Annotated in this window: 22 protein-coding genes; 20 read left to right on the plus strand and 2 right to left on the minus strand. The window is 60.4% G+C overall.

What is annotated here, in order from left to right; genetic code table 11:
* Positions 1–106 precede the first annotated feature (106 nt).
* From V7082_RS09990 to V7082_RS10085, 20 genes are all read left to right on the plus strand, one after another.
* Entirely contained in the window at positions 107–2,275 is a 2,169-nt protein-coding gene (locus V7082_RS09990) for a molybdopterin-containing oxidoreductase family protein (RefSeq protein ID WP_334148103.1), read from the plus strand.
* Between the two features lie 107 nt (positions 2,276–2,382).
* Positions 2,383–2,688: a ferredoxin family protein gene (locus V7082_RS09995; protein ID WP_334148105.1), complete on the plus strand. Its 306-nt coding sequence runs from the start codon at positions 2,383–2,385 to the stop codon at positions 2,686–2,688.
* A gap of 24 nt (positions 2,689–2,712) precedes the next feature.
* Positions 2,713–4,074 (plus strand): FAD-dependent oxidoreductase, encoded by a 1,362-nt coding sequence (locus V7082_RS10000; RefSeq protein ID WP_334148107.1) that lies wholly within the window; start codon positions 2,713–2,715, stop codon positions 4,072–4,074.
* Between the two features lie 56 nt (positions 4,075–4,130).
* Complete coding sequence (moaA, locus tag V7082_RS10005; RefSeq protein ID WP_334148152.1) at positions 4,131–5,165, plus strand: GTP 3',8-cyclase MoaA; 1,035 nt, start codon at positions 4,131–4,133, stop codon at positions 5,163–5,165.
* 141 nt (positions 5,166–5,306) lie between these two features.
* Entirely contained in the window at positions 5,307–6,824 is a 1,518-nt protein-coding gene (gene pdxR / locus V7082_RS10010) for a MocR-like pyridoxine biosynthesis transcription factor PdxR (RefSeq protein WP_334148108.1), read from the plus strand.
* 353 nt (positions 6,825–7,177) lie between these two features.
* A complete protein-coding gene (locus V7082_RS10015; protein ID WP_334148110.1) occupies positions 7,178–7,687 on the plus strand; it encodes a DUF1097 domain-containing protein in 510 nt (169 codons plus the stop codon).
* 383 nt (positions 7,688–8,070) lie between these two features.
* Positions 8,071–9,336: a porin gene (locus V7082_RS10020; RefSeq protein WP_334148112.1), complete on the plus strand. Its 1,266-nt coding sequence runs from the start codon at positions 8,071–8,073 to the stop codon at positions 9,334–9,336.
* A gap of 297 nt (positions 9,337–9,633) precedes the next feature.
* Positions 9,634–10,677: an iron ABC transporter substrate-binding protein gene (locus V7082_RS10025; protein ID WP_334148114.1), complete on the plus strand. Its 1,044-nt coding sequence runs from the start codon at positions 9,634–9,636 to the stop codon at positions 10,675–10,677.
* Positions 10,674–11,705 carry a FecCD family ABC transporter permease gene (locus tag V7082_RS10030; protein ID WP_334148116.1) on the plus strand — a complete coding sequence of 344 codons (1,032 nt, stop codon included), beginning with the start codon at positions 10,674–10,676 and terminating at the stop codon, positions 11,703–11,705. The genes V7082_RS10025 and V7082_RS10030 overlap by 4 nt, the downstream gene beginning before the upstream one ends.
* Entirely contained in the window at positions 11,702–12,511 is an 810-nt protein-coding gene (locus tag V7082_RS10035; RefSeq protein WP_334148118.1) for an ABC transporter ATP-binding protein, read from the plus strand. Before V7082_RS10030 ends, V7082_RS10035 begins: the two co-directional genes overlap by 4 nt.
* Positions 12,508–12,717, plus strand: coding sequence for a TOBE domain-containing protein (locus V7082_RS10040; RefSeq protein WP_334148120.1), 210 nt, complete (start codon positions 12,508–12,510; stop codon positions 12,715–12,717). The genes V7082_RS10035 and V7082_RS10040 overlap by 4 nt, the downstream gene beginning before the upstream one ends.
* A 1-nt stretch (position 12,718) precedes the next feature.
* Complete coding sequence (tsaA, locus tag V7082_RS10045; protein ID WP_334148122.1) at positions 12,719–13,210, plus strand: tRNA (N6-threonylcarbamoyladenosine(37)-N6)-methyltransferase TrmO; 492 nt, start codon at positions 12,719–12,721, stop codon at positions 13,208–13,210.
* Positions 13,211–13,444: 234 nt separating this feature from the next.
* Positions 13,445–13,639 (plus strand): hypothetical protein, encoded by a 195-nt coding sequence (locus V7082_RS10050; RefSeq protein WP_334148124.1) that lies wholly within the window; start codon positions 13,445–13,447, stop codon positions 13,637–13,639.
* A 6-nt stretch (positions 13,640–13,645) separates the two neighbouring features.
* Entirely contained in the window at positions 13,646–14,824 is a 1,179-nt protein-coding gene (locus V7082_RS10055) for a porin (RefSeq protein WP_334148154.1), read from the plus strand.
* A 182-nt stretch (positions 14,825–15,006) separates the two neighbouring features.
* Positions 15,007–15,792: a molybdate ABC transporter substrate-binding protein gene (modA, locus tag V7082_RS10060; RefSeq protein ID WP_334148156.1), complete on the plus strand. Its 786-nt coding sequence runs from the start codon at positions 15,007–15,009 to the stop codon at positions 15,790–15,792.
* Between the two features lie 569 nt (positions 15,793–16,361).
* Positions 16,362–16,835: an SRPBCC family protein gene (locus V7082_RS10065; RefSeq protein ID WP_334148126.1), complete on the plus strand. Its 474-nt coding sequence runs from the start codon at positions 16,362–16,364 to the stop codon at positions 16,833–16,835.
* 49 nt (positions 16,836–16,884) lie between these two features.
* Positions 16,885–17,448 (plus strand): glutamine amidotransferase-related protein, encoded by a 564-nt coding sequence (locus V7082_RS10070; RefSeq protein ID WP_334148128.1) that lies wholly within the window; start codon positions 16,885–16,887, stop codon positions 17,446–17,448.
* A 392-nt stretch (positions 17,449–17,840) separates the two neighbouring features.
* Positions 17,841–18,629, plus strand: a complete 789-nt coding sequence (locus tag V7082_RS10075) for a YggS family pyridoxal phosphate-dependent enzyme (protein ID WP_334148131.1) — start codon at positions 17,841–17,843, stop codon at positions 18,627–18,629.
* A 47-nt stretch (positions 18,630–18,676) separates the two neighbouring features.
* Positions 18,677–19,117 (plus strand): glutamine amidotransferase-related protein, encoded by a 441-nt coding sequence (locus V7082_RS10080; protein WP_334148133.1) that lies wholly within the window; start codon positions 18,677–18,679, stop codon positions 19,115–19,117.
* A 30-nt stretch (positions 19,118–19,147) separates the two neighbouring features.
* Positions 19,148–19,378 (plus strand): hypothetical protein, encoded by a 231-nt coding sequence (locus V7082_RS10085; RefSeq protein ID WP_334148134.1) that lies wholly within the window; start codon positions 19,148–19,150, stop codon positions 19,376–19,378.
* Positions 19,379–19,520: 142 nt separating this feature from the next.
* On the opposite strand, the gene pdxR (V7082_RS10090) is transcribed toward V7082_RS10085, so the two are convergent.
* On the minus strand, positions 19,521–20,987 hold the full coding sequence (gene pdxR, locus V7082_RS10090) for a MocR-like pyridoxine biosynthesis transcription factor PdxR (protein ID WP_334148135.1): 1,467 nt from the start codon (positions 20,985–20,987) through the stop codon (positions 19,521–19,523).
* A gap of 577 nt (positions 20,988–21,564) precedes the next feature.
* Positions 21,565–22,170: a response regulator transcription factor gene (locus tag V7082_RS10100; protein ID WP_334148136.1), complete on the minus strand. Its 606-nt coding sequence runs from the start codon at positions 22,168–22,170 to the stop codon at positions 21,565–21,567.
* Positions 22,171–22,209: the final 39 nt, after the last annotated feature.

Genomic DNA, 22,209 nt, shown 5'->3' on the forward strand with positions numbered 1-22,209 from the left:
CCAATAAAAACGACCTAACTGGCTCTTTCTGCGTCTCTCCACCGTTTCTAGCCTAGCGACATGGCGTCGCGCTTTGGCGCGCGACTTAACCAGTAAGGAGACGCCTATGACAGCCCATGCGAGCGAAGAGAAGATCGTGAGGGGCGCCTGCCCTCAAGATTGTCCAGATACCTGCGCGTTCCTCTATCACGTCAAGGATGGCAAGCTCGTCGAGGTGACGGGCGACCCCAACCATCCGCTGACTCGCGGCGGCCTCTGTCCCAAGCTCAAGAATTTTGCCGACCATCACTATCACCCGGACCGCCTGCTCTATCCGATGAAGCGGGTGGGGCCGAAGGGTTCGGGGCAATTTACACGCATCAGCTGGGACGAGGCGCTCGAGACCATACGGCGCGAATGGACAAGGATCATCGACCAGTACGGTTCCCAGGCGATCATGCCGCATGCGTATCTCGGACACCAAGGCACGATCAACGGCCTGACCTCCGGAGATGCCTTCTTTAATCGTCTTGGATCCACCGTCTCCGAGAAAACATACTGTGAATCCGGCTCCTCGACCGCCTGGCTGATGACGGTCGGACCGACCGGTGGTCTCGACGTCGAAAGTCTTGCCTACGCGAAATACATCATCGTGTGGGGCATGAACATGGTGAACACCAATCTCCATGCATGGCCCTTCATTCTCGAAGCGCGCAGCAAAGGCGCCAAGATCGTCGTCATCGACCCTGTCAAGAGCAAGACCGCTAAGCAGGCCGACTGGCACATCCAGATTCGTCCGGGTACTGACGGTGCTTTGGCTCTTGGCATGATGCACGTCATGATGTGGGAGGAAAATCTCGTCGATCACGACTATGTCGAAAAGTACACAGTCGGCTATTACGATCTTCAGGCGCGCGCCGCTGAGTATCCTCCTGAGCGCGTCGAAGAGATCACCGGCATCCCCGCCGATGACATCCGCAAGCTGGCCCGCGAATACGCAACCACGCAGCCCGCAGCCATCCGCGAAGGCGTGGCTCTCGAGCGCAGTCCGGGCGGTGGCGACGCCGTCAGACTGATCACGATGCTGCCCGCATTGACTGGCGCATGGCGGCACGTCGGCGGAGGCGCCGTAGAGATGCCGATCTGGGAGTTCCCCTTCAACTTCGACTTCATGTGCCGTCCTGACTGGATCAAACCCGGCACGCGCGTTGTGAACGAGTTGGAGCTCGGAGAGGCATTGACCGGAGAGCTCGCGCTGGATCCTCCGATCATGTCGTTGTTTGTCTACAATTCCAACCCGGTGTCGCAAGCGCCGAGCGCAGGGAAGATCGTTGAGGGCTTGAAACGAGAAGACCTCTTCATGGTCACGAGCGAGCTCTTCATCACCGATACGGCCAAGTACTCGGACATTATTCTGCCGTCTGCGATGCAAGGCGAATCGTTCGACCTCATGGTGACGTGGGGGCACCTTTACGCCCATCTCAACCAACCGGCGATTCCGCCTCCTGGGGAGTGCATTACGAACGCGGAGCTGTTCCGTCGCCTGGCAAGAACGATGGGCTTCAATGATCCTCACTTCTCACTCACCGACGAGGAGATGGTGTTGGGGAGCTATCATTGGGATGCGCCGGCGTTTGAAGGCATTACGCTCGATAAGCTCAAGGAGGTCGGGTGGATGCGGCTCAATGTGGGCTCGCCATCGGAGCGGACGCCGCATGCGGAAGGCAACTTCAAGACGCCGTCGGGCAAGTGCGAGTTTAAGGCCAGTCTCGCTGAGAAGGGTAATTTCGTCGAAGGGGTTTGGCGTTCCGGGTACACCGAAATGCAACCGGGTGGCTTCGTTGACCCGGTGCCCAACTTCATTCCGCCGGGCGAATCCCCGCAGTACAGTCCCGATCATGCGGCCCGCTATCCGCTGAACCTGATCTCTCTCAAGCCGCAGTCATTCTTGAACTCGCAATACGGCAACGAGCCGGTGCACCGGAAGCGGCAGGGTGAGCAGTTCCTCGTGATCAATCCCAAAGACGCGGCTTCACGCGGCATCACGCCCGGCAGCTACGTCAAGGTGTTCAACGAGCGCGGAGACTTCGAGGCCAAGGCCAAGATCTCAGAGGATGTCATGGTCGGCATGGTCATGACGAACCTGGGTCACTGGCCTGGCCACAATCGTACCGGCAGTGCCGTCAACTCAACTACGTCGACGCGCCACGCCAATCTCGGCAACGCCGGCGTTTATTCCGACAACCTCGTCGAGGTGATCGCCGCCGAGAATCTGATCGAGGCCGACGCCGCGTAGGCAGAAGATCGAGTAGGAGGGGTCGCAAAGGCGTGCGGCCCCTCCTTTGCTCACGGGAGGACCCACCCGTGCACAGTCTCGGGTGAAACAAGAGAAAGAGACTATCTATGCCCCACGTCGTGACTGACAACTGCAGAGCTTGCCGTTTCACGGAATGCGTTTCGCACTGCCCCGTCGAGTGCTTTCACGCCGGCGACGACCAGCTCTACATCGATCCCAACGTCTGCGTAGATTGCAGCGCTTGCGTGGATGCCTGTCCGGTTCGCGCAATCTACGAGGATATCAACCTGCCGGACGAAATGTCCGAGTGGATCGCCATCAACGCGGAGCGAGCGGTTCAATTGCCTGTCATCCGGGCGCGCCAAGAGCCTCTGCCGACAGCCGCCGCGCGGCGTGCAGAGCTCGGCTTTTAGACGCAGCCTTAAGGGGATCCACACATGGACACGAGTGAAAGCATCCACGTTGCCATCGTCGGAAGCGGTCCAAGCGGATTTTACGCCGCTGAGGCGCTTCTGAGATCCGAGTTGCCGGTCCGAGTCGATATGTTTGAACGCCTGCCAACGCCTTACGGACTGGTTCGAAGCGGTGTCGCGCCCGATCATCAGAAGCTCAAGCAACCGATCCAGGTCTTCGAACGCATCGCACGAACACCCGAATTCGGCTTCCTCGGCAACGTCACGATCGGGATTGATGTCACGATTGAGGAGCTGAAGGCAGCCTACCATGCGATCATCTTCGCGTGCGGCGCCCAAAAGGATCGGCGCATGGATATCCCGGGCGAGGATCTGGACGGAAGCCACACCGCAACGGAGTTTGTCGGATGGTACAACGGCCATCCGGACTATCGCGATCGTGTATTCGATTTGCAGCAAGAGGTCGTTGCGATCATCGGGCAAGGCAATGTGGCCGTGGACGTCTGTCGAATCCTGACCCGTCCCGTCGACGAGCTCAAGACCAGTGATATCGCCGAGCACGCGCTCGACGCGCTTTCCCAGAGCAGGGTTCGCGAGGTCCACATCATCGGCCGGCGCGGACCAGCGCAAGCAAAATTTACATCCAAGGAATTGCGAGAGCTCACCGGCCTCACCGGCACCGTTGCTACGGTGGATCCCGAGCAACTGCGACTGACGTCGGCTTGCGAAACGGAATTGGCCAGCAATACCAACGTGATTGCGCAAAAGAACATGGAGCTCTTCCGGGCAATCGCCGCAAACGCCCCGCAGAGCGGCTTGCGCAGGATCCATTTTCGATTCCTTGCGAGCCCGTTCGCGGTGCAGGGCCGAGACAGGGTCGAGAAGCTGTCGCTTGTTCGGAATAGGCTGACTGGCGAACCGTTTCGGCAAAGTGCCATGGCCACCAACTGCTTCGAGGAGCTGACCTGCGGATTGGTTTTTCGCAGCATCGGCTACAAGGGGGTGCCTATACCGGGATTGCCCTTCGACCCGATGCGAGGAGTCTTGCCGAATGCCGCCGGCCGCATCGTTGACGGCGAGAGCGTGCTCCCTGGTCTCTATGTGACAGGCTGGCTGAAGCGCGGACCGAGCGGCATTATTGGAACCAACAGGGCGGACAGCCTTGAAACTGTCGAGTCGCTACTGACTGATCTTGCGAAGCACCCGCCAAGATACGCGCCGGGCCTGAAAGGCGTTGCCCCCATCATCGAACGCCGCTGCGCAAGGGTTGTTGGCCTCGCTGACTGGTTTGATATCGACGCGGCCGAGGTCGAACGGGGAACCAGCAGAGGCAAGCCGCGCGAGAAGTTCACGCGAATCGAAGAAATGCTGTCATTGGTGTCATGATGCGCGTCACGTCCTCGGAGGTCCCGACGCGGCCATTGATCCATCCGCCGAACGCGGTGGACCCCACCTCGTCAGGAAGTAAGGCCGAACCGTCCGCAGCCCTCGTGGACACGTTCGGCAGGACAATCACCTATCTGCGCGTCTCGGTGACAGACCGGTGCGACCTGAGATGCGTCTATTGCATGTCGGAGCAGATGAGCTTCCTGCCCAAACGGGATCTGCTCTCCCTGGACGAGCTCGACAGGCTTTGCTCAGCCTTCGTGAGGCGCGGTATCCGCAAGATTCGCTTGACGGGCGGAGAGCCGCTCGTTCGGCGCAATGTCATGGATCTATTCCGAAAGCTTTCGCGACACCTCGAGAGCGGCGCGCTTACCGAGTTGACGCTTACCACCAATGGAACTCAACTTGCCAAGCATGCGTGTGAGCTGGCCGCTTTGGGCGTGCGCCGGGTCAACGTCTCTTTGGACAGCCTCGACGAGGATCGCTACCGGCAGATAACCCGGTGGGGAGATCTGAAAGCGACATTGAAAGGGCTAGACGAGGCACAGGCCGCGGGCCTCTCGGTCAAACTCAATGTGGTCGCTCTCAGGGGAGTCAATGAAGACGAGCTGGAAGATCTTCTGCTGTTTGCTCATCGACGCAACGCCGACATGACGCTGATCGAATCCATGCCGATGGGCGACATCGGCGTACATCGCGCTGACCAATATCTGCCGCTTTCGATCGTGCGGGCGCGACTGATGTCCAGGTTCACGTTCGACGAAGACGATTTCTCGACCGGTGGTCCCGCCCGGTATGTTCTGGTCCGCGAAACAGGACGACGGCTGGGCTTCATCACGCCCCTGACGCATAACTTCTGCGAAAGTTGCAATCGCGTCCGGGTGAGCTGTACAGGCACGATCTATTCCTGCCTCGGCCAAGACAATGCGTTCGACCTGCGGGGGCCGCTCAGAGCGGATCCAACTGATCGTCTCCTGCAGCACACCATTGATGCTGCTATCCTCGACAAGCCGCGCGGCCATGATTTCGTCATCGATCGCCGCCTCTCCGACCCCTCGATCTCGCGCCATATGAACGTAACCGGTGGTTAGCGAGCATCTAAAATATGCCTGCCGATATAGTATGCTCCGCGCACATAAAACTGTTATAGTGGAAGTGCCGGCGAGGATCTCTCCTGGCTTATCTCCAGGGGTGTCAGAGCTAGTCCAAGTGCGTCCCGAGGAGGACATACGTTGGAACTCGATTTGAGGTTTAACAAGAATGCCAGCGAGACGCTGCAGGAGCAGGCGTTCGAGCAAATTCGCAGCCATATTCTGAGTGGCCGCCTCCGGCCCGGCATGAGCTTGCCGCCAACGCGCCAACTCGCAGAACAGCTCAACATCTCACGCAACACCATCTCGTTGGCGTACGATCGCTTGGCAGCCGAGGGCTATATCGAGTCGCGAGGGCGAGCTGGGACGTTCGTCAGTCGCGCGTTGCCGGACGAGTCGCTTAGCGCCGATGTGAGATCCGGTTCGACGAACGGCCCCAAGCTCGATCTACCGTCGCCGCTGCTCTGTTTCTCCGGCCATCCGCCGAGCGTGACAAGACCCGATGTCGCAAATCCCATCATCGATTTCTGGATCGGGCGCTCGGATCCGGACTCCTTTCCGGTCGATACCTGGCGGCGACTCCTGCTGCGTAAGATTTCTGCGGCAGGACCCAACCTCACCGAATACGGAGATCCGGCAGGCCTCTCCGACCTGAGGATTGCGCTTGCCAGCCATCTCGGCCGAACACGCGGCATGCTGGTCTCGCCGGAGCAGATCATCGTCACCAGCGGATCGCAGGATGGCCTCAATTTGATTTGTAGGCTGCTCAATACACAACATCATCCGTTCTTCATCGAGAACCCTTGCTATCAGGGAGCCGCATTCCTTTTCCGAAGCATGGGGGCAAGCCTGCATCCGATCCCCGTGGATCAAAACGGATTCGTGGTCGAGATGCTGCCGCGCGACACAGGTGGCGTTGTGTTCGTCACGCCGTCTCATCAATACCCGACGGGGACGACCCTCTCGCTGGAGCGGCGGTTGCAGCTCTTAAAATGGGCCAACGACACCAACAGCATCATCATTGAAGACGACTACGATTGTCACTTTCGCTATGATGGTCGTCCCGTGACGGCTTTAGCCGGACTCGACAATGGTCAGCGTGTTTTCTATCTGGGAACCTTCTCCAAATCATTGGGTGCGGGTTTGCGAGTCGGTTTTGCGGTGGTCCCCCAGGGTCTCGCGGATCCGGCAAGAATCGTTAAGTCGCAAATGAACCACGGCCAGGCCTGGCTGGAGCAGGCCGTGTTGGCGGAGTTTATCGAGAGCGGGCTCTACGATCGCCATCTTCGTCGCGCGCGCAAACTGTACAAGAGCCGCAGAGATTGCTTGCTGGCAAGCCTCGGTCGATATTTCGGAAGCACCGAGATTACTGGGGCCGAGGCCGGCCTGCATGTCGTGTGGCGCCTACCGCCCGGATCTCCTGACGCCCGTGTCGTGCAACAGCGCGCCCGTCTCAGAGGCGTCGGCGTCTATGGGCTGGATAGTGGTGCGGCTTACGATTTCGACGGCACCTCCAATCGCGATTCGCTGGTGCTGGGTTACAGCTCGATCCAGGAGAAAAGCATAGAGACCGCCATCTGTCGGCTTCACGAATTGCTCCACGATATGCGGCGTGAATTCACCCCTTATGCTGTGTTTCCGCGCCAGCAGAGTGCTTAAGCGATGGAGTCATAAGAACCGTCGCCTTTGGATCTTTCTCGGTAGGCTCACACCGACTATTGTTTCAACCGTAAGCTTCGTGGTTTCCGTTTCTTCCTTCTCCCGTCGACATGACCCGTCGATGAACTTAGGCCGTTGCTTCAGCAACGGCCTTGTTTATATGGAGAAAGGATCTCTATGTAGCCAGAATGGCTTTAAATCCTCAGTCCAGAAATGATCGCTCGTTTGGCCCTTGGCTTGACTGCGACATTCCGTCGAACATCGACAGCGATGGCATGGCAAGGCGAACTCCGCTTGTGAAAAAAGCCGGCGGCGCGACTTGAGCAGCTTTCTAAAGTCAAAAGGAGCGAACAATGAATCTCGTTAATCGGCTCGCACTAGTAATCAGCATCATGGGAGCAGCTGTGACCTGGTTGTTTCTCGAGCCGCTTGGCTCGCTCGGCTTGCAGATATGGGCCGCCTTCATCACCTGGGGATGTTACTATCACTGTGGTGGCGACGGAGCAGGTCTAAGACATGCGGTCTTTGGCGGGCTTTGGGGTGGTGGGCTGGCGGCAATCTGCTTTATGCTTATTCCGGCTGTCGGAGGCGGGCCCGCTGGCGCAGCAATCTGTGTCGGGCTGACCGTCGCAATTTTCATTTTGGGCGCGAACATTCCTTCGTTGTCAGTCATCCCGGCAGCGGTTTACGGTTATTCTGGCGTTGCCGCATTCGCGCTTCTAAAACCGGGAGCGAACATCTACGCTGCCGATATCGCCAACAACCCATTTCTCAATATCGGCGTATCGATGATCATTGGCGGAGTTCTCGGATACGTGTCAGATAAATTGGTTCAGGCCATGGGCCGAACTTACGCCGCTTAACCTCACCGAAGCAGGTGCATTTACGCGGGGCTCACGCATCGTGCTCGTCCGCGGATAGCATTGGCTAAGCAAAGTTGGGCGCGTTTGTACGAACGCGCCCACAAGCAAGGCTGGAGCTTCCACCGCTCATTGAGGGAGGCATCGCTGCTGATTATCAAAGGTATGCAATAGATCTGGGCCTGTGAAAGCATTCGCACCATGCCAAGTGTCAACTTCTATAGGGCCAGAATGGATCTTCTCCTTCAGGCCAAGACCGAAACTCTGCGCTTCGACACTTAGCTGTTTTCAAATATTGTAAAAGATCATTCTTTCGTTGCCGGAGATTCACGTTTGTCTCGCGCAGTGACGGCTCCAAACCTGCCACAGCACGATTGGAGAAGGATATGCATTCAATTGGATGGGTTCCCCTTGTCGGAGGCCTACTGGTTGCGGCGTCGACGATCAGCGCGTCAGCAGCGGATCTGGGCGGTGATTGCTGCGCCGATCTCGAAGAGCGCATCGCGGAGCTTGAAGCAACGACTGCGCGCAAGGGCAACCGCAAGGTGTCGCTGACGATCTCGGGCTGGGTCACGCAGCAACTGCAGTGGTGGGATGACGGCGTCGAATCGAACGCCTACCTGACCGATCTGAGCAGTGACATCAATAGCCACGTCAAATTCAGCGGCCAGACTCAAATCTCACCCGGGTTCAACGCAGGCTACGTTTTACAGATCATAAGCTCGACGGCAGAGCCTGTGCTCGTGAACCAAGACAACGACAATGCATTGTTCAACGGTAGCGTCTCGGCATTGCAGACCTACTGGTTCCTGAGCAGCGATTCATTGGGCAAGATCTCCCTCGGCAAACTCTCGCCGGCATCGGATAACGCCACCATCCTTATCGATGGCTCCGGCTCGCTTCTTCCCAGCAACTTCGTCCTGTTCGAAGGGTCCAGCTTTTTCCTGAACAATGATGGCGTCCGAACCTCATTTACATGGGGCAGCTTGGCGAACTGTCACCATTCGAACCTCGGCATCGGCGGCGACTGCAATGGTTTGCCGTCAAATGCGGTTCGCTATGACTCGCCGACATTCTCCGGTTTCTCTGTGTCGGCGACCTGGGGCGAAGACGACTTCTGGGATGTAGCCGCCCGCTACAGTGGCGAATTTCAAAGCTTCAAACTTGCGGCCGCGGTGGCTTATTCAGAGAACACCGACGAAAATCTGTTTGTCCCGGTTCCACATCGCGATGCGAGCTATTTCCAAGTCGGTGCCTACCTGCAGCACGTACCGACAGGCCTGTTTGCGTATGGTGCTTATGGAACAGAAGCTACCGATCATCTCACTCCAGGTGGGAATCCCATCGCAGACGACCATCACTGGTACGTCAAGGCCGGCATCCGGCAAAAATGGGTTCCCCTCGGGCATACCGTCCTCTGGGGTGAATATGCCCGGTATTCCGATATGACGGGTGATAGCCTCATCGACGCCGGAGCAACAAGTTCGGAACTCGATCGCTGGGGCCTCGGCGTTGTTCAGGAGATCGACGCCGCCGCGATGTCTCTCTGGCTCAAATATCGCAATCTCTCGGGCGAGGTTGATGGTGTTGCAGGTCTGAATGACATCGACGACTTCAATACGGTTGTCGGCGGAGCTCTGATCAATTTCTGATCGAGCTTTCCTCGGCGATGCGACGAAGCCCCGCATCGCCGTGCTCCGCCCTGAATAACAGACCCCCCGCGATGCAGGTCGCATCGTTCACCCTGACCTCTGATCGTTGCCGCGCTATTGGATAGATTTATTATGCGCTGATCATCGAGCCGCGGGCCGTTGGGGTCGATGGGCATATTCGGATATAACCGGCTATCGCGGAATTCGTTTGGCCGGCGGCACGGCACCGGAGAATTTCCCGATCCGAACCATGCGCGCAGCCAGCCTCCGTATCCCGTGACGATCAGGATTGCCCGAATGATGCGACGCTTGTCGGCCTTTGCGCTCTCTCTGCTGATCCTGACGGCCTCGGCCTTGTCCGCCCCCTCGGGCAACAGGTTCGTCGACGATGCCGGCAGAACGATCGAGATTCCGGCCCGCATCGAGCGGGTCATGGCGGCAGGCCCTCCCGCCTCGGTGCTGCTTTATGTGCTGGCGCCGGACAAGATGGTGGGCTGGGTGACGGCGCCGACCGAGGCCCAAAAGCCGTTCATCGCCGAGCCCTTCCGCAGCCTCCCCGCGCACGGTCGGATCACAGGGCGGGGCGGCACGGCAAACGTCGAGGCCGTGCTCTCTCTCAAGCCCGACCTGATCATCGACGTGGGATCGGTCAATGCGACCTACGCGTCGCTCGCCGACCGCGTCCAGACGCAGACCGGCATTCCCTACATTCTGATCGACGGGCGCTTCAAAGGCAGCGCTCAGACCTTGCGCAAGGTCGGAGATCTCATCGGCGATCGCGAGCGCACGGAACACCTCGTCCGATACGCGGAGGACGCCATGGCGCGGCTCGAGCGCGAGATAGCCGCCGTCCCGCGCGAGAAGAGGCCTCGCGTCTACTACGGTCGCGACCCCAACGGGCTCGAGACGGGGCTCGCGGGCTCGATCAACATGGAGGTCCTCGATGCGGTCGGCGCGATCAACGTCGCCGAATCGGCCGGCAGCGGCGGACTTGCCAATGTCTCGCTCGAGCAGGTCCTGTCCTGGAACCCCGACGTCATCATCACGCTCGATCCGACGTTCCAACGCTCGGTGCAGCACGATACGCTCTGGGCTAGCATCGCCGCCGTGCACAACGGCCGCGTTCATCGTGCACCGACGCTGCCCTTCGGCTGGTTCGACTCGCCCCCCGGCATCAATCGGCTGATGTCGGTGTTCTGGCTTGCGGCCGTTCTCTACCCCGATACGCTGCACGGCGACCTGAGGCAAGAGGCGCGCGCGTTCTACCGGCTCTTCTACCACGTCGAGCTTTCCGACGCCGATCTCGATGTCCTGCTCGCCGACGTGCAGGGCTATCGATGACGGACATCCGACACCCGGCGCTTGCGCCGTTGCGGGGCTTCGCAGCCGCGGCCGCCCTGCTCGTCGCCGTCTTGGTGATCGCACTCGGCACCGGGAAGTATGCCGTCGGCCCGGGCGACATCCTGCGCATCCTCCTCGCCGGACTGTTCGGCATCGACAACGCGGCAAGCGAGACGGCCGCGGCCGTCATCTGGAACGTTCGCCTGCCGCGCGTGGCCGCCGGGTTGCTGATCGGCGCCGCTCTCGCCGCATCGGGCGCCGTCTACCAAGGCCTGTTCCGCAATTCTCTGGTGTCTCCCGACATCCTCGGCGTTTCGGCAGGGGCGAGCCTGGGGGCGGTAATCGGGATCTTTCTCTCCGGCTCCGTCGTTCTGATCCAGGGCCTGGCCTTTGCCGGCGGCCTTCTCGCCGTCGGCCTCGTCTACCTCCTGGGATCCGCGGTCCGCAGCCGCGATCCGGTGCTCGTGCTGGTGCTCGCGGGCGTCGCCATCGGCGCTTTGCTCGGAGCGGGCATCTCGCTGCTCAAGGTGTTGGCCGATCCCTACAATCAGCTTCCCGCCATCACGTTCTGGCTGCTCGGATCGCTGGCCAACGTGACGCGCGGCGACCTCCTCTCCATCCTTCCGGCGATGGCGTTGGGCCTGCTGCCGCTGGTGCTGCTACGCTGGCGCATGAACCTCATGACGCTCGACGACGAGGAAGCGCGTGCGCTCGGCATCGATACGGGCAAGCTTCGTCTCCTTTTCATCGCCGCGGCGACCCTTCTGACAGCTGCCGCAGTGTCGGTGTCCGGCATCGTCGGCTGGGTCGGCTTGCTCGTGCCGCATATCGCCCGCATGCTCGCCGGCCCGAGCTTCTCGCGCCTCCTGCCCGCATCGCTGATGCTCGGCGGCGGCTACCTCGTTGCTGTGGACACTCTCGCCCGCTCGATGGCCGCGATCGAGGTGCCGCTCGGCATTCTGACGGCCACCATCGGGGCGCCGTTCTTCCTCTGGCTCCTGATGACAGCCCGTTTCGGATGGCGATGATGCTGAACGCGGTCGATCTCGCTATCGGGTATCGCAGCGTGCCGGTGGGGCGCGGGATCACCCTCGCCGTCTCGTCCGGCGAAGTGCTGTGTCTTCTCGGGCCGAACGGCTGCGGCAAGACCACCCTGTTCAGGGCCTTGCTCGGCCTTCTGCCGCCGCTCGGCGGACAGCTCGAGCTGGATGGACAGACCGTCGCGTCGTTCACCCGCACCGAATTCGCCAAGCGCGTCGCCTATGTGCCGCAGGCACAACCCGCGACGTTTCCTTTCACGGTGATCGAGATGGTGCTCATGGGCCGCGCCAGCCGCGCCAGCCGCGCCAGCCGCGTCGGCACGTTCGCGTCGCCCTCCGCATACGATGTCGCCGCGGCGCATGGCGCCCTGGAAGCGCTCGGCATCTCCCGCCTCGGAGAGCGCTTGTTCACGGAGATCTCCGGCGGCGAGCGGCAGATGAGCCTGCTCGCGCGAGCGCTCGCCCAGGAGCCTGCCTTGATCGTGATGGACGAGCCGACGGCAAGCCTGGATTTCGGCAACCAGGCGCGTGTGCTGGAACGTATCCGGGCGCTTTCCGACGGCGGTCTCGCCATCGTGTTCTCCACCCACGATCCCGGTCAAGCGTTCGCCTGCGCCCACCGGGTGGCGCTCATGAAGGCCGGCCATGTCATCGCGCACGGCGCGCCCGACGACGTGGTGACGCCGGACGCACTGCGGCGGCTCTACGGTGTCGACGTAGCCGTCGCCTATCTCGAGCAGGCCGGTAGAAACGTCTGCGCTCCAACCCTCAGCAACAGGGAGACCCAACAATGAAGATCAGCGCGCGCAACACGCTCAAGGGCAAGGTCGTCGAGGTCACCAAGGGCGCGACGACGGCCCATCTCAAGATCGACATCGGCAACGGCGCCATCGTCACGGCGTCGATCACCAACCTTGCCGTGGACGAGCTTAGGATCGCCGTCGGCAAGGACGCTTACGCCGTCATCAAGGCGTCCGACGTGATGGTGGCGGTCGACTGACATGGTGCGCGGAAGCGAAGTCCGGGCGGGCGAGCTGACCGTCGTGCCGCCGCCTGCCACCGATGCCGGTCTGGTGTTCATCGGCACCATCCGGACGCCGTGGTCGTCCCGGCTCGAAACACCGAGGCAGGGGCGGCCCGACGGCCCCATCTGCCGGATCGAGATCTTCGAGCCGTGGCAAAGGGCGCTCGACGGCGTTGCGCAGTACGAGCGCCTGGAGATTCTCTACTGGCTGCATCACTCGCGGCGCGACCTCGTGCTGCAAAGCCCGGCGAACGACGGAACCGTGCGCGGCACCTTCTCGCTGCGCTCGCCGGTCAGGCCGAACCCGATCGGCACGGCCATGGTCGTGCTCGCCGGCATCGAGGGTGCGACCCTCCTCGTCCGCGGACTGGACTGCCTCGACGAGACGCCGCTGCTCGACGTCAAGCCCGACCGATGCAGGTTCACCCCTCTCGCGCCGCCTCAGCCCGGCGACTTCCAGACCGGGTGATCGGCAACGCTGGTCTCGCACGGCCCTTCGTTGGCTCTTCTATGCCCCGATGCCGTTCGCTTAGCTCACCAACGACACCAGCATACGTGGCGGTCTGACAACATACTTGCCGAAAGAATTGGCTCCATCGCCACCAACGGCTATGGCGCTTTTTAGACTCGACCCCAGAGCGTACTGTCGCTGTATCGTTACGAATATATCGACGTTTGAGTTGGCTTGTTGGGGGCTGTGGTGATGAAAGTTCATACGATCATGTCGCTCATGGCAGGCGTTGCCGCTGTGGAGGCTTTGCCGGACCAGAGTGGCGCGGCCGATCTCGGAGGAGATTGCTGCGCCGACCTCGAGGAACGCATTGCCGAGCTCGAAGCCACGACCGCCCGCAAGGGCAACCGTAAGGTCTCGCTCGAAGTCTATGGTCACGTGAACTAGTCGATCATTTTCTGGGACGATGGCGACGAGGACAACGCCTATGTCGTCACCAACGACAATGCTCGTACCCGCTTCGGCTTCCGCGGCAAGGCCAAGATCAACTCCGATTGGGAAGCAGGCTATCGCATCGAGATCGGCATCCGCACTGCGAACTCGAAGCGCTTCACGCAGGACAACGACAAAGGCGACGACAATCCCACGGACGTCGGCTTGGACCTGCGCGACAGCTACTGGTACCTGAAGAGCAAGACGTTCGGTGCCAGCTCGGTCGGTCAACAGGCGTCGGCAACGGACGCCATCACCGAGATCAACCTCACGCAGACCAAGGATTTCTCCAAGTACTCGGACGTTGAGGATACGGGCCTTGGTCTTTTCCTGCGCTCGGCTGTCGACGGTGGGCTCTCGGCTCGCAGCTATCGCAACCTGCTCGGCGATTCGGGCGATCAGCCCGGCGACGGCGACCGCCGCCAGAATGCGGTGAAATACGAAAGCCCCGAGATCGCCGGCTTCACCGCCTCTGCCTCCTGGGGCGAAGATGATTACTGGGATATCGCGCTTCGCTATGCGGGCGAGATGGGCGGCTTCAAGCTGGCGGCCGGCATCGGCTTCCTGCAGATGAACGACGGCCCCGAGACAAAGATGGAATGCCCGGCGCGTGGCGGCGGTGCACCCCGCGACGAGGACTGCCATCAGGTCGGCGCCTCGCTCAGCGTCATCCATGTGGCGAGCGGCCTATTCGTCAATGCCGGCACTGACCAGAAGAAGGACGACGTGCTGTCGGGCGCCGATATCTTTGTCGGCACCAACCCGGACAACAAGGACCGCTTCTGGGCCGTTCAGGCCGGCATCGAGAAGAAGTTCAACACCCTCGGCAAGACGACAATCTACGGCGAGTATTATGATTACGAGGGCGGCGCGATGAACCGCACGCTCGCAGCAGGCGACGCCGTCAACCCGTTTGCCGGCTCGTCGGCGGCCATCTGGGATACGGGCCTCAATGTCTATGGAGCAGGCATCGCGCAAGGGTTCGATGCCGCGGCCATGGTGATCTACCTCTCCTACCGGCATGTCGAGGCTGACCTCGCCGTGCGCGAGATCGTCGGCGGTGTCGCCTCTGGCCCTGTAGCCGATGCGCCGATCGAGGATCTCGACCTCGTGCAGGCCGGCGCAATCATCAAGTTCTGAAAAAATCCCTTTCCCGGCATTCGAAGAAACATGGATCCAATGTCCGGGCCCTGGAGGTGGCTATGAAGCTCATCCCGCGCAACGTCCTTAAAAGAGCGATCTTCGCTAGAAGATCTGGGTCTCAAGAAGGAACGAGCGGCGTCTGCTGCCGTGAAGACATCCGACATTATGGCGGCCGCACAATGTTCAACCTATCGAGACGACGCTCCCTGATTTCACTGGCAACGCTTGCCCTTATGGGTCTTAATGGCGCCACCGCGCAGGAAGTGACAAGTCCGAAAGCTGCGGCCACTCAGGGTTCCAAACCGGTCGTCGTTTTCGCTGCGGCCAGCCTCAAGAATGTGCTCGACACCATTGCCAAGAACTGGGCGGCCAAGGGCAGCGCGAAGCCGACGCTTTCGTTTGCCGCAACCTCAGCATTGGCCAAACAGATTGAATCCGGTGCACCCGCCGACATGTTCATCTCTGCGGACCTGAAGTGGATGGACTACCTCGCCAAATCTTTGCTGGGTAACACGCTGGTCCTGGTGGCACCCAAGGACAAGGTAATCGACCTGAAGATTGCCAAGGGCTTCGAGCTCGCCAAGGCGCTCGGCGATGGCAGGTTGGCGATGGGCGATCCGAAAGCGGTCCCGGCGGGGATTTACGGCAAGGCTGCGCTCACCTCCCTAGGCGTCTGGGGCCAAGTCTCCAGCAAGGTTGCGGCTGCGGAGAACGTGCGCGTCGCTCTGACCTACGTCTCCCGCGGAGAAGCTCCGCTCGGTATCGTCTATGGAACGGACGCGAAAAGCGATCCTTCGGTAAAAGTCGTTGATACGTTTCCGGCCGACAGCCATCCTCCAATCGTTTACCCGGTGGCTTTGACGGCCGTCTCGAGCAATCCGGCCGCCAAGGAGTTTCTCGCGTATCTGCAGTCAGCCCAAGCCAAGAAAGTGTTCGAGGATCAAGGGTTCACCGTCCTCAAATAACGGCGCCTGGCGGCGTGTGATCAATATCGAAATCTGCCTCGAGGAGATCAGTCATTCGAGGATCGCGCGCGGCAGTTGCAGGCCGGTCGCCAACAAGATCGACGCGCTGCTCTTCGCCGCCGGCTGTCCCGGCGACGATCAAAGATCGCGCACGGCGCACCTAGCGAAATCCCCAAGCTGCGCTGCTCCACGCCTGCGCCGGTTCCAAGGACATCTATGGCCAGGCAGTCGTGCTCGTCGCCGGCATGCGATCGGTCGATGCGCGGGCCCAAGGCACACCCAAACCGGAACGCACCCGAGCGCTCCGCGAAGGCCAGGCAACAAGACAGACTCGCGGTCCATTGTCCACGAGAAGACTGGGACTTCGTGTGACGTGACTCTCCAAATCGATACGGCTAACTGGACCACCAGAACAACGAAGAAACTGGACGTTTCTCATGGTCCAGCAGCACGTTATCGTTGTGGCCGTGGCGCTCCGCGAAGAATGCTCAATACCGAACGGCGGACGCAGCACCAATTCGTAGCGGTCTGACGAGATGCTTCGAGCAGACGGAGGACGATGAAGCCAGATGGCCACGCGACGTAATTCTCCTGACCTTTCGATCAGAGTGGTGCGCAAGCTGCGGGCGCCCCTGGCTGACGCGTACGCAAGTTGGATACAGCCGGAGTTGCTCGCCTGGTGGCTTACCGACGACGGCGACACCATCAAAGCGCTGACACTCGACGTGCAAAACGGCGGGGACTTCAGGGTGGAAGGCTCGCATAGCGATGGTGAGCCCTTCTCGTACACTGGCACGTATCTCGAGATCATCAAGGAACGACGCATAGCGTTCTCTTGGGAATACGCCGGACCCAATCGGGCCATGAGATGCGGCCCCTCCGTCGTCGTGGTCGAACTTCGATCTCTTTCCAAAGGAATGACCGAGCTATCCGTAAAGCATCGGCTGCTCGCCAAAAGCGAAAGTCTCCGCAGGAAAATGGGGAAACTACACATCGAGCCAACCCGTAGAAGGCCCGAGTGCCACGCGGGCTTTGCACGCTGATCGACGGCACTGATCAACACGAGCGGCGGCACGCCGATGCTAAGAAAAGATGAGAAAGCTCGCGCTGGCAGTTCGACACGTGCACTTCGAATCCCTAGGTACCCTCGAGCGCGAGCTCGCCGACAAAGGCTATACGCTTCGCTATTTCGACGTAGCGGTTCAGGATGTGGCATTTATCGACCCCTCCGATGCCGATCTCCTTGTCATCCTTGGTGGCCCAATCAGGGCCAGTCATTCCGACCGCTACCCCTTCCTTGCAAGGGAGCTCAGCCTCATCAAGGCCCGCCTGAAGGCGCATAAGCCGCTGCTGGGCATCGGTCTTGGCGCACAACTGATCGCGATGGCACTTGGAAGCAGAGTTGCGCCGGCTGGGAAAGCTGAGATCGCGTTCAAAACGCTTGCCTTGACTGACGCTGGCAGAACAAGCGTTTTACACCATCTTCAAGACGTACCCGTTCTGCATTGGCAGTGGGACGCGTTCGAAGTGCCGTCGCAGGCGCAGCTCCTTGCCTCCACGGCCGCGGGCCACCAAGCGTTCTCATTCGCCTCCAACGTGCTTGCTCTGCAATTTCACCTCGAGGCCATACCAGCTACGACCTTGAGCCATGGTTGATTGGCAGGGCTGCGGAACTCGCGGCGGCAAGCATTAGACCGGCGGACCTTCGCCACCAGGCACGCCAATACGGCCTTGCCTTACGCAACGCCGGTCGCGCCGTATTCGCCGACTGGCTGCTGCAGATATCTCAGTTCAATGCCCGGCCTTTGAATTGACCACCACATTTCTGTGCGACCTGGCTGTCACTTCCTTCGCGGGGGCATGACGAAGGCGCAGAGCAGGCTGCTTCCGGCAGAAGCCAAGCCTAGCTGCCTGCAAGCTCGCGGTTCCCGACGCACGTCAAACTGGATTACGATGTCCATTCTAAACTGGATATTCTTATATGCCAGAATGTGCCGCTAAGCTCGACGCCAGTGCCGCTTGAGAGGTAACCGAAGGTTTCAAGGATCATGAGCACGACCGCCGGCAACCTCCACCTTTCGCTCCACGACATCCAACGCTTCGGGCCGGATCCTCTGAACACGTTCAAAGCCAATCTTGTCAAAGTCGAAGAGCGGATTGTCTCCGCCTGCCGGCGCGCCGGCCGCGATCCCCGTTCGGTCAGACTCCTTCCGATCACCAAGACGGTCCCAGCGCACATCCTGCGCTTGGCTTTTGATGCGGGTATCCGCAATTTCGGCGAGAACAGGATTCAGGAGGCAGCGGGCAAACGCCGCGTGCTCGGCGCTCTCCCGGTCGAATGGACCATCGTCGGACACTTGCAAACCAACAAGGTCAAGTATCTCACGCGCTTCGCGTCGGCGTTTCACGCGCTCGACAGCCTTCGGCTTGCCGATCTCCTCAACACCCGCCTCGAACGGGAGAGCCGCCTCCTGGATGTCTATGTTCAGGTCAACACGTCAGGTGAAGAAAGCAAGTTCGGGCTGGAGCCGGATGCATTGCTACCCTTCATCGAGACGTTGCATCAGTTCCCACATCTGCGGCCGAGGGGATTGATGACGATAGCGCCCCTCAGCCAAGACACGGAAAGGATCCGACCGTGCTTTCGTCTCTTGCGCCGCCTGCGGGATGAAGCGGTCAAGCGAAACCCAGCGATCAAGGAATTGTCCATGGGCATGTCGAGCGACTTCGAGCAGGCGATCAAGGATGGCGCAGACGTGGTGCGCGTAGGGCAAGCGATATTCGGTAGGCGGCCAACGCCTGACACCGACTACTGGCCTAATGTCGTCAAGCGATAGGCGGAGGGACTTGTCACCATTCTTTCCCCAGCTCGGTTGAAGCGGAGATGAACACAGCGGTTGCCATACGGCACGTTCATTTTGAAGACCTCGGAACTTTCGAAGCCGTACTGGTGGATGCCGGCTACAAGATCCACTACTGCGACCTCCGTATAAGCGATCTCCGGACGGCGGGCCCGGAATCCGTGGATCTGTTGATCGTTCTCGGTGGACCGATTGGCGTCTACGAAACTGACACCTACCCCTTTCTTGTTGAAGAGCAGCACCTCTTGCAGGCGCGGGTCGCTCAGCATCGCCCAACGCTCGGCATCTGCCTTGGAGCGCAACTCATCGCGTCAGTCCTCGGCGCGAAGGTTGGACCGACTGGCAGCAAGGAAATCGGCTTCTCCGAGTTAGCCTTGACCGATGCCGGACGAACTGGCCCGCTTCGACATCTTCACGGTGCTCCTGTCTTGCATTGGCACTGGCGACGCTTTTGCAATTCCTGACGCAGCGGTGAACCTGGCATCGACGGCGCTGTGCGCAACTCAGGCTTTGCACTCGGCAGCAATATCCTAGGCCTCCAATTCCATCCTGAGATCAACGCCGGCGCTGATATCGAGCGCTGGTTGGTTGGTCACGCCTCGGAGCTGTCATTTGCCGGCATCGATCCGCGCGGCCTGCGCGTCGCAGCAGAGAGATTTGGACCGCCTCTACGGGAAGCCGCGCGAAAAATGCTCGCGGAATGGCTGCAAGGGTTGACGCAGTAGGATATCGGCGACCGCCCTGAAAAGGGCCGCGGGACGCCCCTTCTACGGCGACCGCAATACCAGAGACAAGAATTTGGATCGGCCTCGCCTCCTCCGTGTAACGAGCCACACCGTCTGAGAGATATGGCTCAGCGGCGCCGGGTCAACCGCGAAGGCCGTTGACGGCCTCAGCAAGGAGATGAACGCCGCGCTCAATGCGGCGCGTATCCAGACTGGCATAGCCCATGACGAGACCGACGTGGTCTGGCTTGTTCTTGATCGCTGCGGCGGCGTCATACAGCGGCGCCACGGAGTGAATGCGCACGCCCCTATCAAGAGCACGCTTGGTGAGTTTGGATTCCATCGACAACGGAACGTCCCTGAGCCACGCAACAATATGCAAGCCCGCATCCGCACCCTCGATGGAAATCTTGTCCCCAAATGTATGACGCAGGGCGTTGAGCAGCGTCGCCCGGCGCTCACCATTGCGCCGGCGAATCTTGCGAACATGCGCGTCGTAGGTTCCGCGCTCGAGCATCGTCGTCAGCGCGGCCTGCTCCAGCAGGGGCGTATGCCGGTCGACGACATGCTTGCCAGTCGCGAACACCGCCTCGAGCGCATGCGGAACCACAAGATACCCGATCCTAAGCGTGGGAGAGAGCGTCTTGGATACCGTCCCGACATAGATGACGTTGCCGCCGTCTCCAAGCGCGTACAGGGGTGGAACAGGCTTGATATCGTACCGGTATTCGCTGTCGTAGTCGTCCTCGACAACGTATGCGTTGCTCTTGCGCGCCCACTCCAGAAGCTGGTAGCGCCTGCCTACGGACATCACCCGGCCCAGCGGAAATTGATGCGACGGCGTCACATAGGCCAGCCGTGCTTTGGTCTTGCCGAGGAGCGCCGGATCCAAGCCGTCCTGATCGACGGCGACCGGGACCGCCCTGGCACCCGTTGCCGAAAAGGTATGTCTGGCGATTGCATAGCACGGATCCTCGATGACAAACCGATCGCCGCGGTCGAGAAGAAGCCTCGCGCACAGGTCCAGAGCCTGCTGCGAGCCGTTGACCACGACAATCTGCTCGAGATCGCATCGCAGCATCCGTGCTCGCCAAAGATAGCGCTGCAAGGCCGCGCGCAACGCGTACGTGCCTCGCGGATCGTCATACATCAATCGTGCCGGGCGCTGTGCAAGCGCAGCCACGATTGCGCGCTTCCAGTGCAAAGTCGGGAAGTCAGAAGCCGCAAGATCTCCATATTGGAAATCCGCGATCAGGTTGCGCGGCGATGCGACGGCAGGGACGGGCAGCTTCCTCAGTCGCTCACCATAGGCCGAAAGACGTATCGGACTCGTCCAGCCGGGCGACGCAACGCTCGGCTTCGGGCTCGCCGTTGTGAGCACCACCCGCGGCCGTACGCCCTGCCGAATATCGATGAATCCCTCGGCCGCCAGCTGCTCGTAGGCTACGGTCACCGTTGTGCGGGACACGCCGAGCTCACTGGCAAGCGCCCGCGAGGAAGGAAGAAGCCCGTCCGCCTCGTACACGCCGTCCGAGATCTGATCTCGGAGAGAGTCGTAGATTTGCCGCGCTCCGATCCGCTGGCGGCCGCCTTTTTTATGCTGGACCATTCTAAACCATATAAACTGGATATTCTTCATAATCCAGATTGCAGGTATTGGCGACCGAGGCAAACGACCGCCGATCGACGTCGTGCCCGCAGTCCGCACTTTGGCCCCGTTGTGGGACCTCTTCCAGGAGTTCTCAAGTCTACGCGCTATCTACGCACTTGCGGAGCTGCTCGAAATCTGCCGCGCAGAGCCGCCACGGCCCATTCTTTCACTTCCCGGTCCGGCAAAAGCAGCAGGTGGCAGCCGCGCTCGAACGCCTTCCCTTCGAGATTGAGCGTGGGTAAGCAGCAGCTCCCTTTGATGGAGCCGTCCGTAGCGCCGGTCGCCGAGTGGGACCAACCATGATGCTGCGTGGCACCTTGCGAGGTTGACCACCTCGCCGGGGGATGAGCGTTGGGAGAAGTTATGAACGCTCATGCCGGCGAGGTCGTCTGCACTGCCCTCGTTTTTAGGGCCGGGGCAGATTCCAGGGCCGCACCATCGAACTCTTGTCGATGCCTGGCGTCGGCAAAATCCTGCGAGGCTTACTCTCCATTGCTCCTGCAGACGTGGCGCTCCATCCGGGTCCACATTGCGGTCAAGCTTCTAACCCACATTGCAAACCAGCATCGCTGCACAGCGCCCAGGCGCCACGCCGCTCGCTTTCGTAAGGCAGGTTGACAATGCAGATACGCATGAGATCGGCCAAGCTTCTCGCGTTGAGCTTGGCCTTGATCGCCGACACTGTATGAGCCACCGCTTTGTAGGACACATGAAGCTCGTCTGCGATGACGCTATAGGAATTTCCTTCGGCAATCCGTGACAGCACGTGCAATTCGCGATTTGTCGATGTGCGCGTGGGATCTGCCATGGCGTCCACTTCCGCAAGCGCAATCTCGGACGCCACAGCGCGGCTGATGTAGGATCCGCCTTGTCGCACCGTCTGGAACGCCTCCAAGAACTCCTCCGGTTGCGCGTCCTTCAACAGATACCCGCTCGCGCCTGCTTCAATTGCACGAAAAGCGACCGTCACATCCTGATGCATCGAAAAGACGAGGACCGGTGTCTGCTCATCATGAGTGCGCAACCGCCGGATGAAGGAAACACCATCAAGCGCGTCGGACCTCACTGAAAGGTCGGTTATGAGAACATCGGGCTTGAGCGCCTGATAGAGGCGGAAGCCTTCGCCAAGGGTGGTAGCCAAACTGACGCTCTGGACCCCGCGCCTAGCAAAACATGCTTG

The organism is Hyphomicrobium sp., assembly GCF_036833075.1.
Lineage (GTDB): Bacteria > Pseudomonadota > Alphaproteobacteria > Rhizobiales > Hyphomicrobiaceae > Hyphomicrobium_C.

What these genes read in the sequence shown, in the direction of transcription:
- V7082_RS10025 (WP_334148114.1), top strand. Translation starts at nt 9,634, where the DNA reads ATGATGCGACGCTTGTCGGCCTTTGCGCTCTCTCTGCTGATCCTGACG.
- V7082_RS10075 (WP_334148131.1), top strand. Translation starts at nt 17,841, where the DNA reads ATGAGCACGACCGCCGGCAACCTCCACCTTTCGCTCCACGACATCCAA.
- V7082_RS10035 (WP_334148118.1), top strand. Translation starts at nt 11,702, where the DNA reads ATGATGCTGAACGCGGTCGATCTCGCTATCGGGTATCGCAGCGTGCCG.
- V7082_RS10015 (WP_334148110.1), top strand. Translation starts at nt 7,178, where the DNA reads ATGAATCTCGTTAATCGGCTCGCACTAGTAATCAGCATCATGGGAGCA.
- V7082_RS10030 (WP_334148116.1), top strand. Translation starts at nt 10,674, where the DNA reads ATGACGGACATCCGACACCCGGCGCTTGCGCCGTTGCGGGGCTTCGCA.
- pdxR (WP_334148135.1), bottom strand. Translation starts at nt 20,987, where the DNA reads ATGGTCCAGCATAAAAAAGGCGGCCGCCAGCGGATCGGAGCGCGGCAA.
- V7082_RS09995 (WP_334148105.1), top strand. Translation starts at nt 2,383, where the DNA reads ATGCCCCACGTCGTGACTGACAACTGCAGAGCTTGCCGTTTCACGGAA.
- V7082_RS10000 (WP_334148107.1), top strand. Translation starts at nt 2,713, where the DNA reads ATGGACACGAGTGAAAGCATCCACGTTGCCATCGTCGGAAGCGGTCCA.
- V7082_RS09990 (WP_334148103.1), top strand. Translation starts at nt 107, where the DNA reads ATGACAGCCCATGCGAGCGAAGAGAAGATCGTGAGGGGCGCCTGCCCT.
- V7082_RS10070 (WP_334148128.1), top strand. Translation starts at nt 16,885, where the DNA reads ATGAGAAAGCTCGCGCTGGCAGTTCGACACGTGCACTTCGAATCCCTA.
- V7082_RS10040 (WP_334148120.1), top strand. Translation starts at nt 12,508, where the DNA reads ATGAAGATCAGCGCGCGCAACACGCTCAAGGGCAAGGTCGTCGAGGTC.
- V7082_RS10020 (WP_334148112.1), top strand. Translation starts at nt 8,071, where the DNA reads ATGCATTCAATTGGATGGGTTCCCCTTGTCGGAGGCCTACTGGTTGCG.
- V7082_RS10050 (WP_334148124.1), top strand. Translation starts at nt 13,445, where the DNA reads ATGAAAGTTCATACGATCATGTCGCTCATGGCAGGCGTTGCCGCTGTG.
- modA (WP_334148156.1), top strand. Translation starts at nt 15,007, where the DNA reads ATGTTCAACCTATCGAGACGACGCTCCCTGATTTCACTGGCAACGCTT.
- V7082_RS10065 (WP_334148126.1), top strand. Translation starts at nt 16,362, where the DNA reads ATGGCCACGCGACGTAATTCTCCTGACCTTTCGATCAGAGTGGTGCGC.
- V7082_RS10080 (WP_334148133.1), top strand. Translation starts at nt 18,677, where the DNA reads ATGAACACAGCGGTTGCCATACGGCACGTTCATTTTGAAGACCTCGGA.
- tsaA (WP_334148122.1), top strand. Translation starts at nt 12,719, where the DNA reads ATGGTGCGCGGAAGCGAAGTCCGGGCGGGCGAGCTGACCGTCGTGCCG.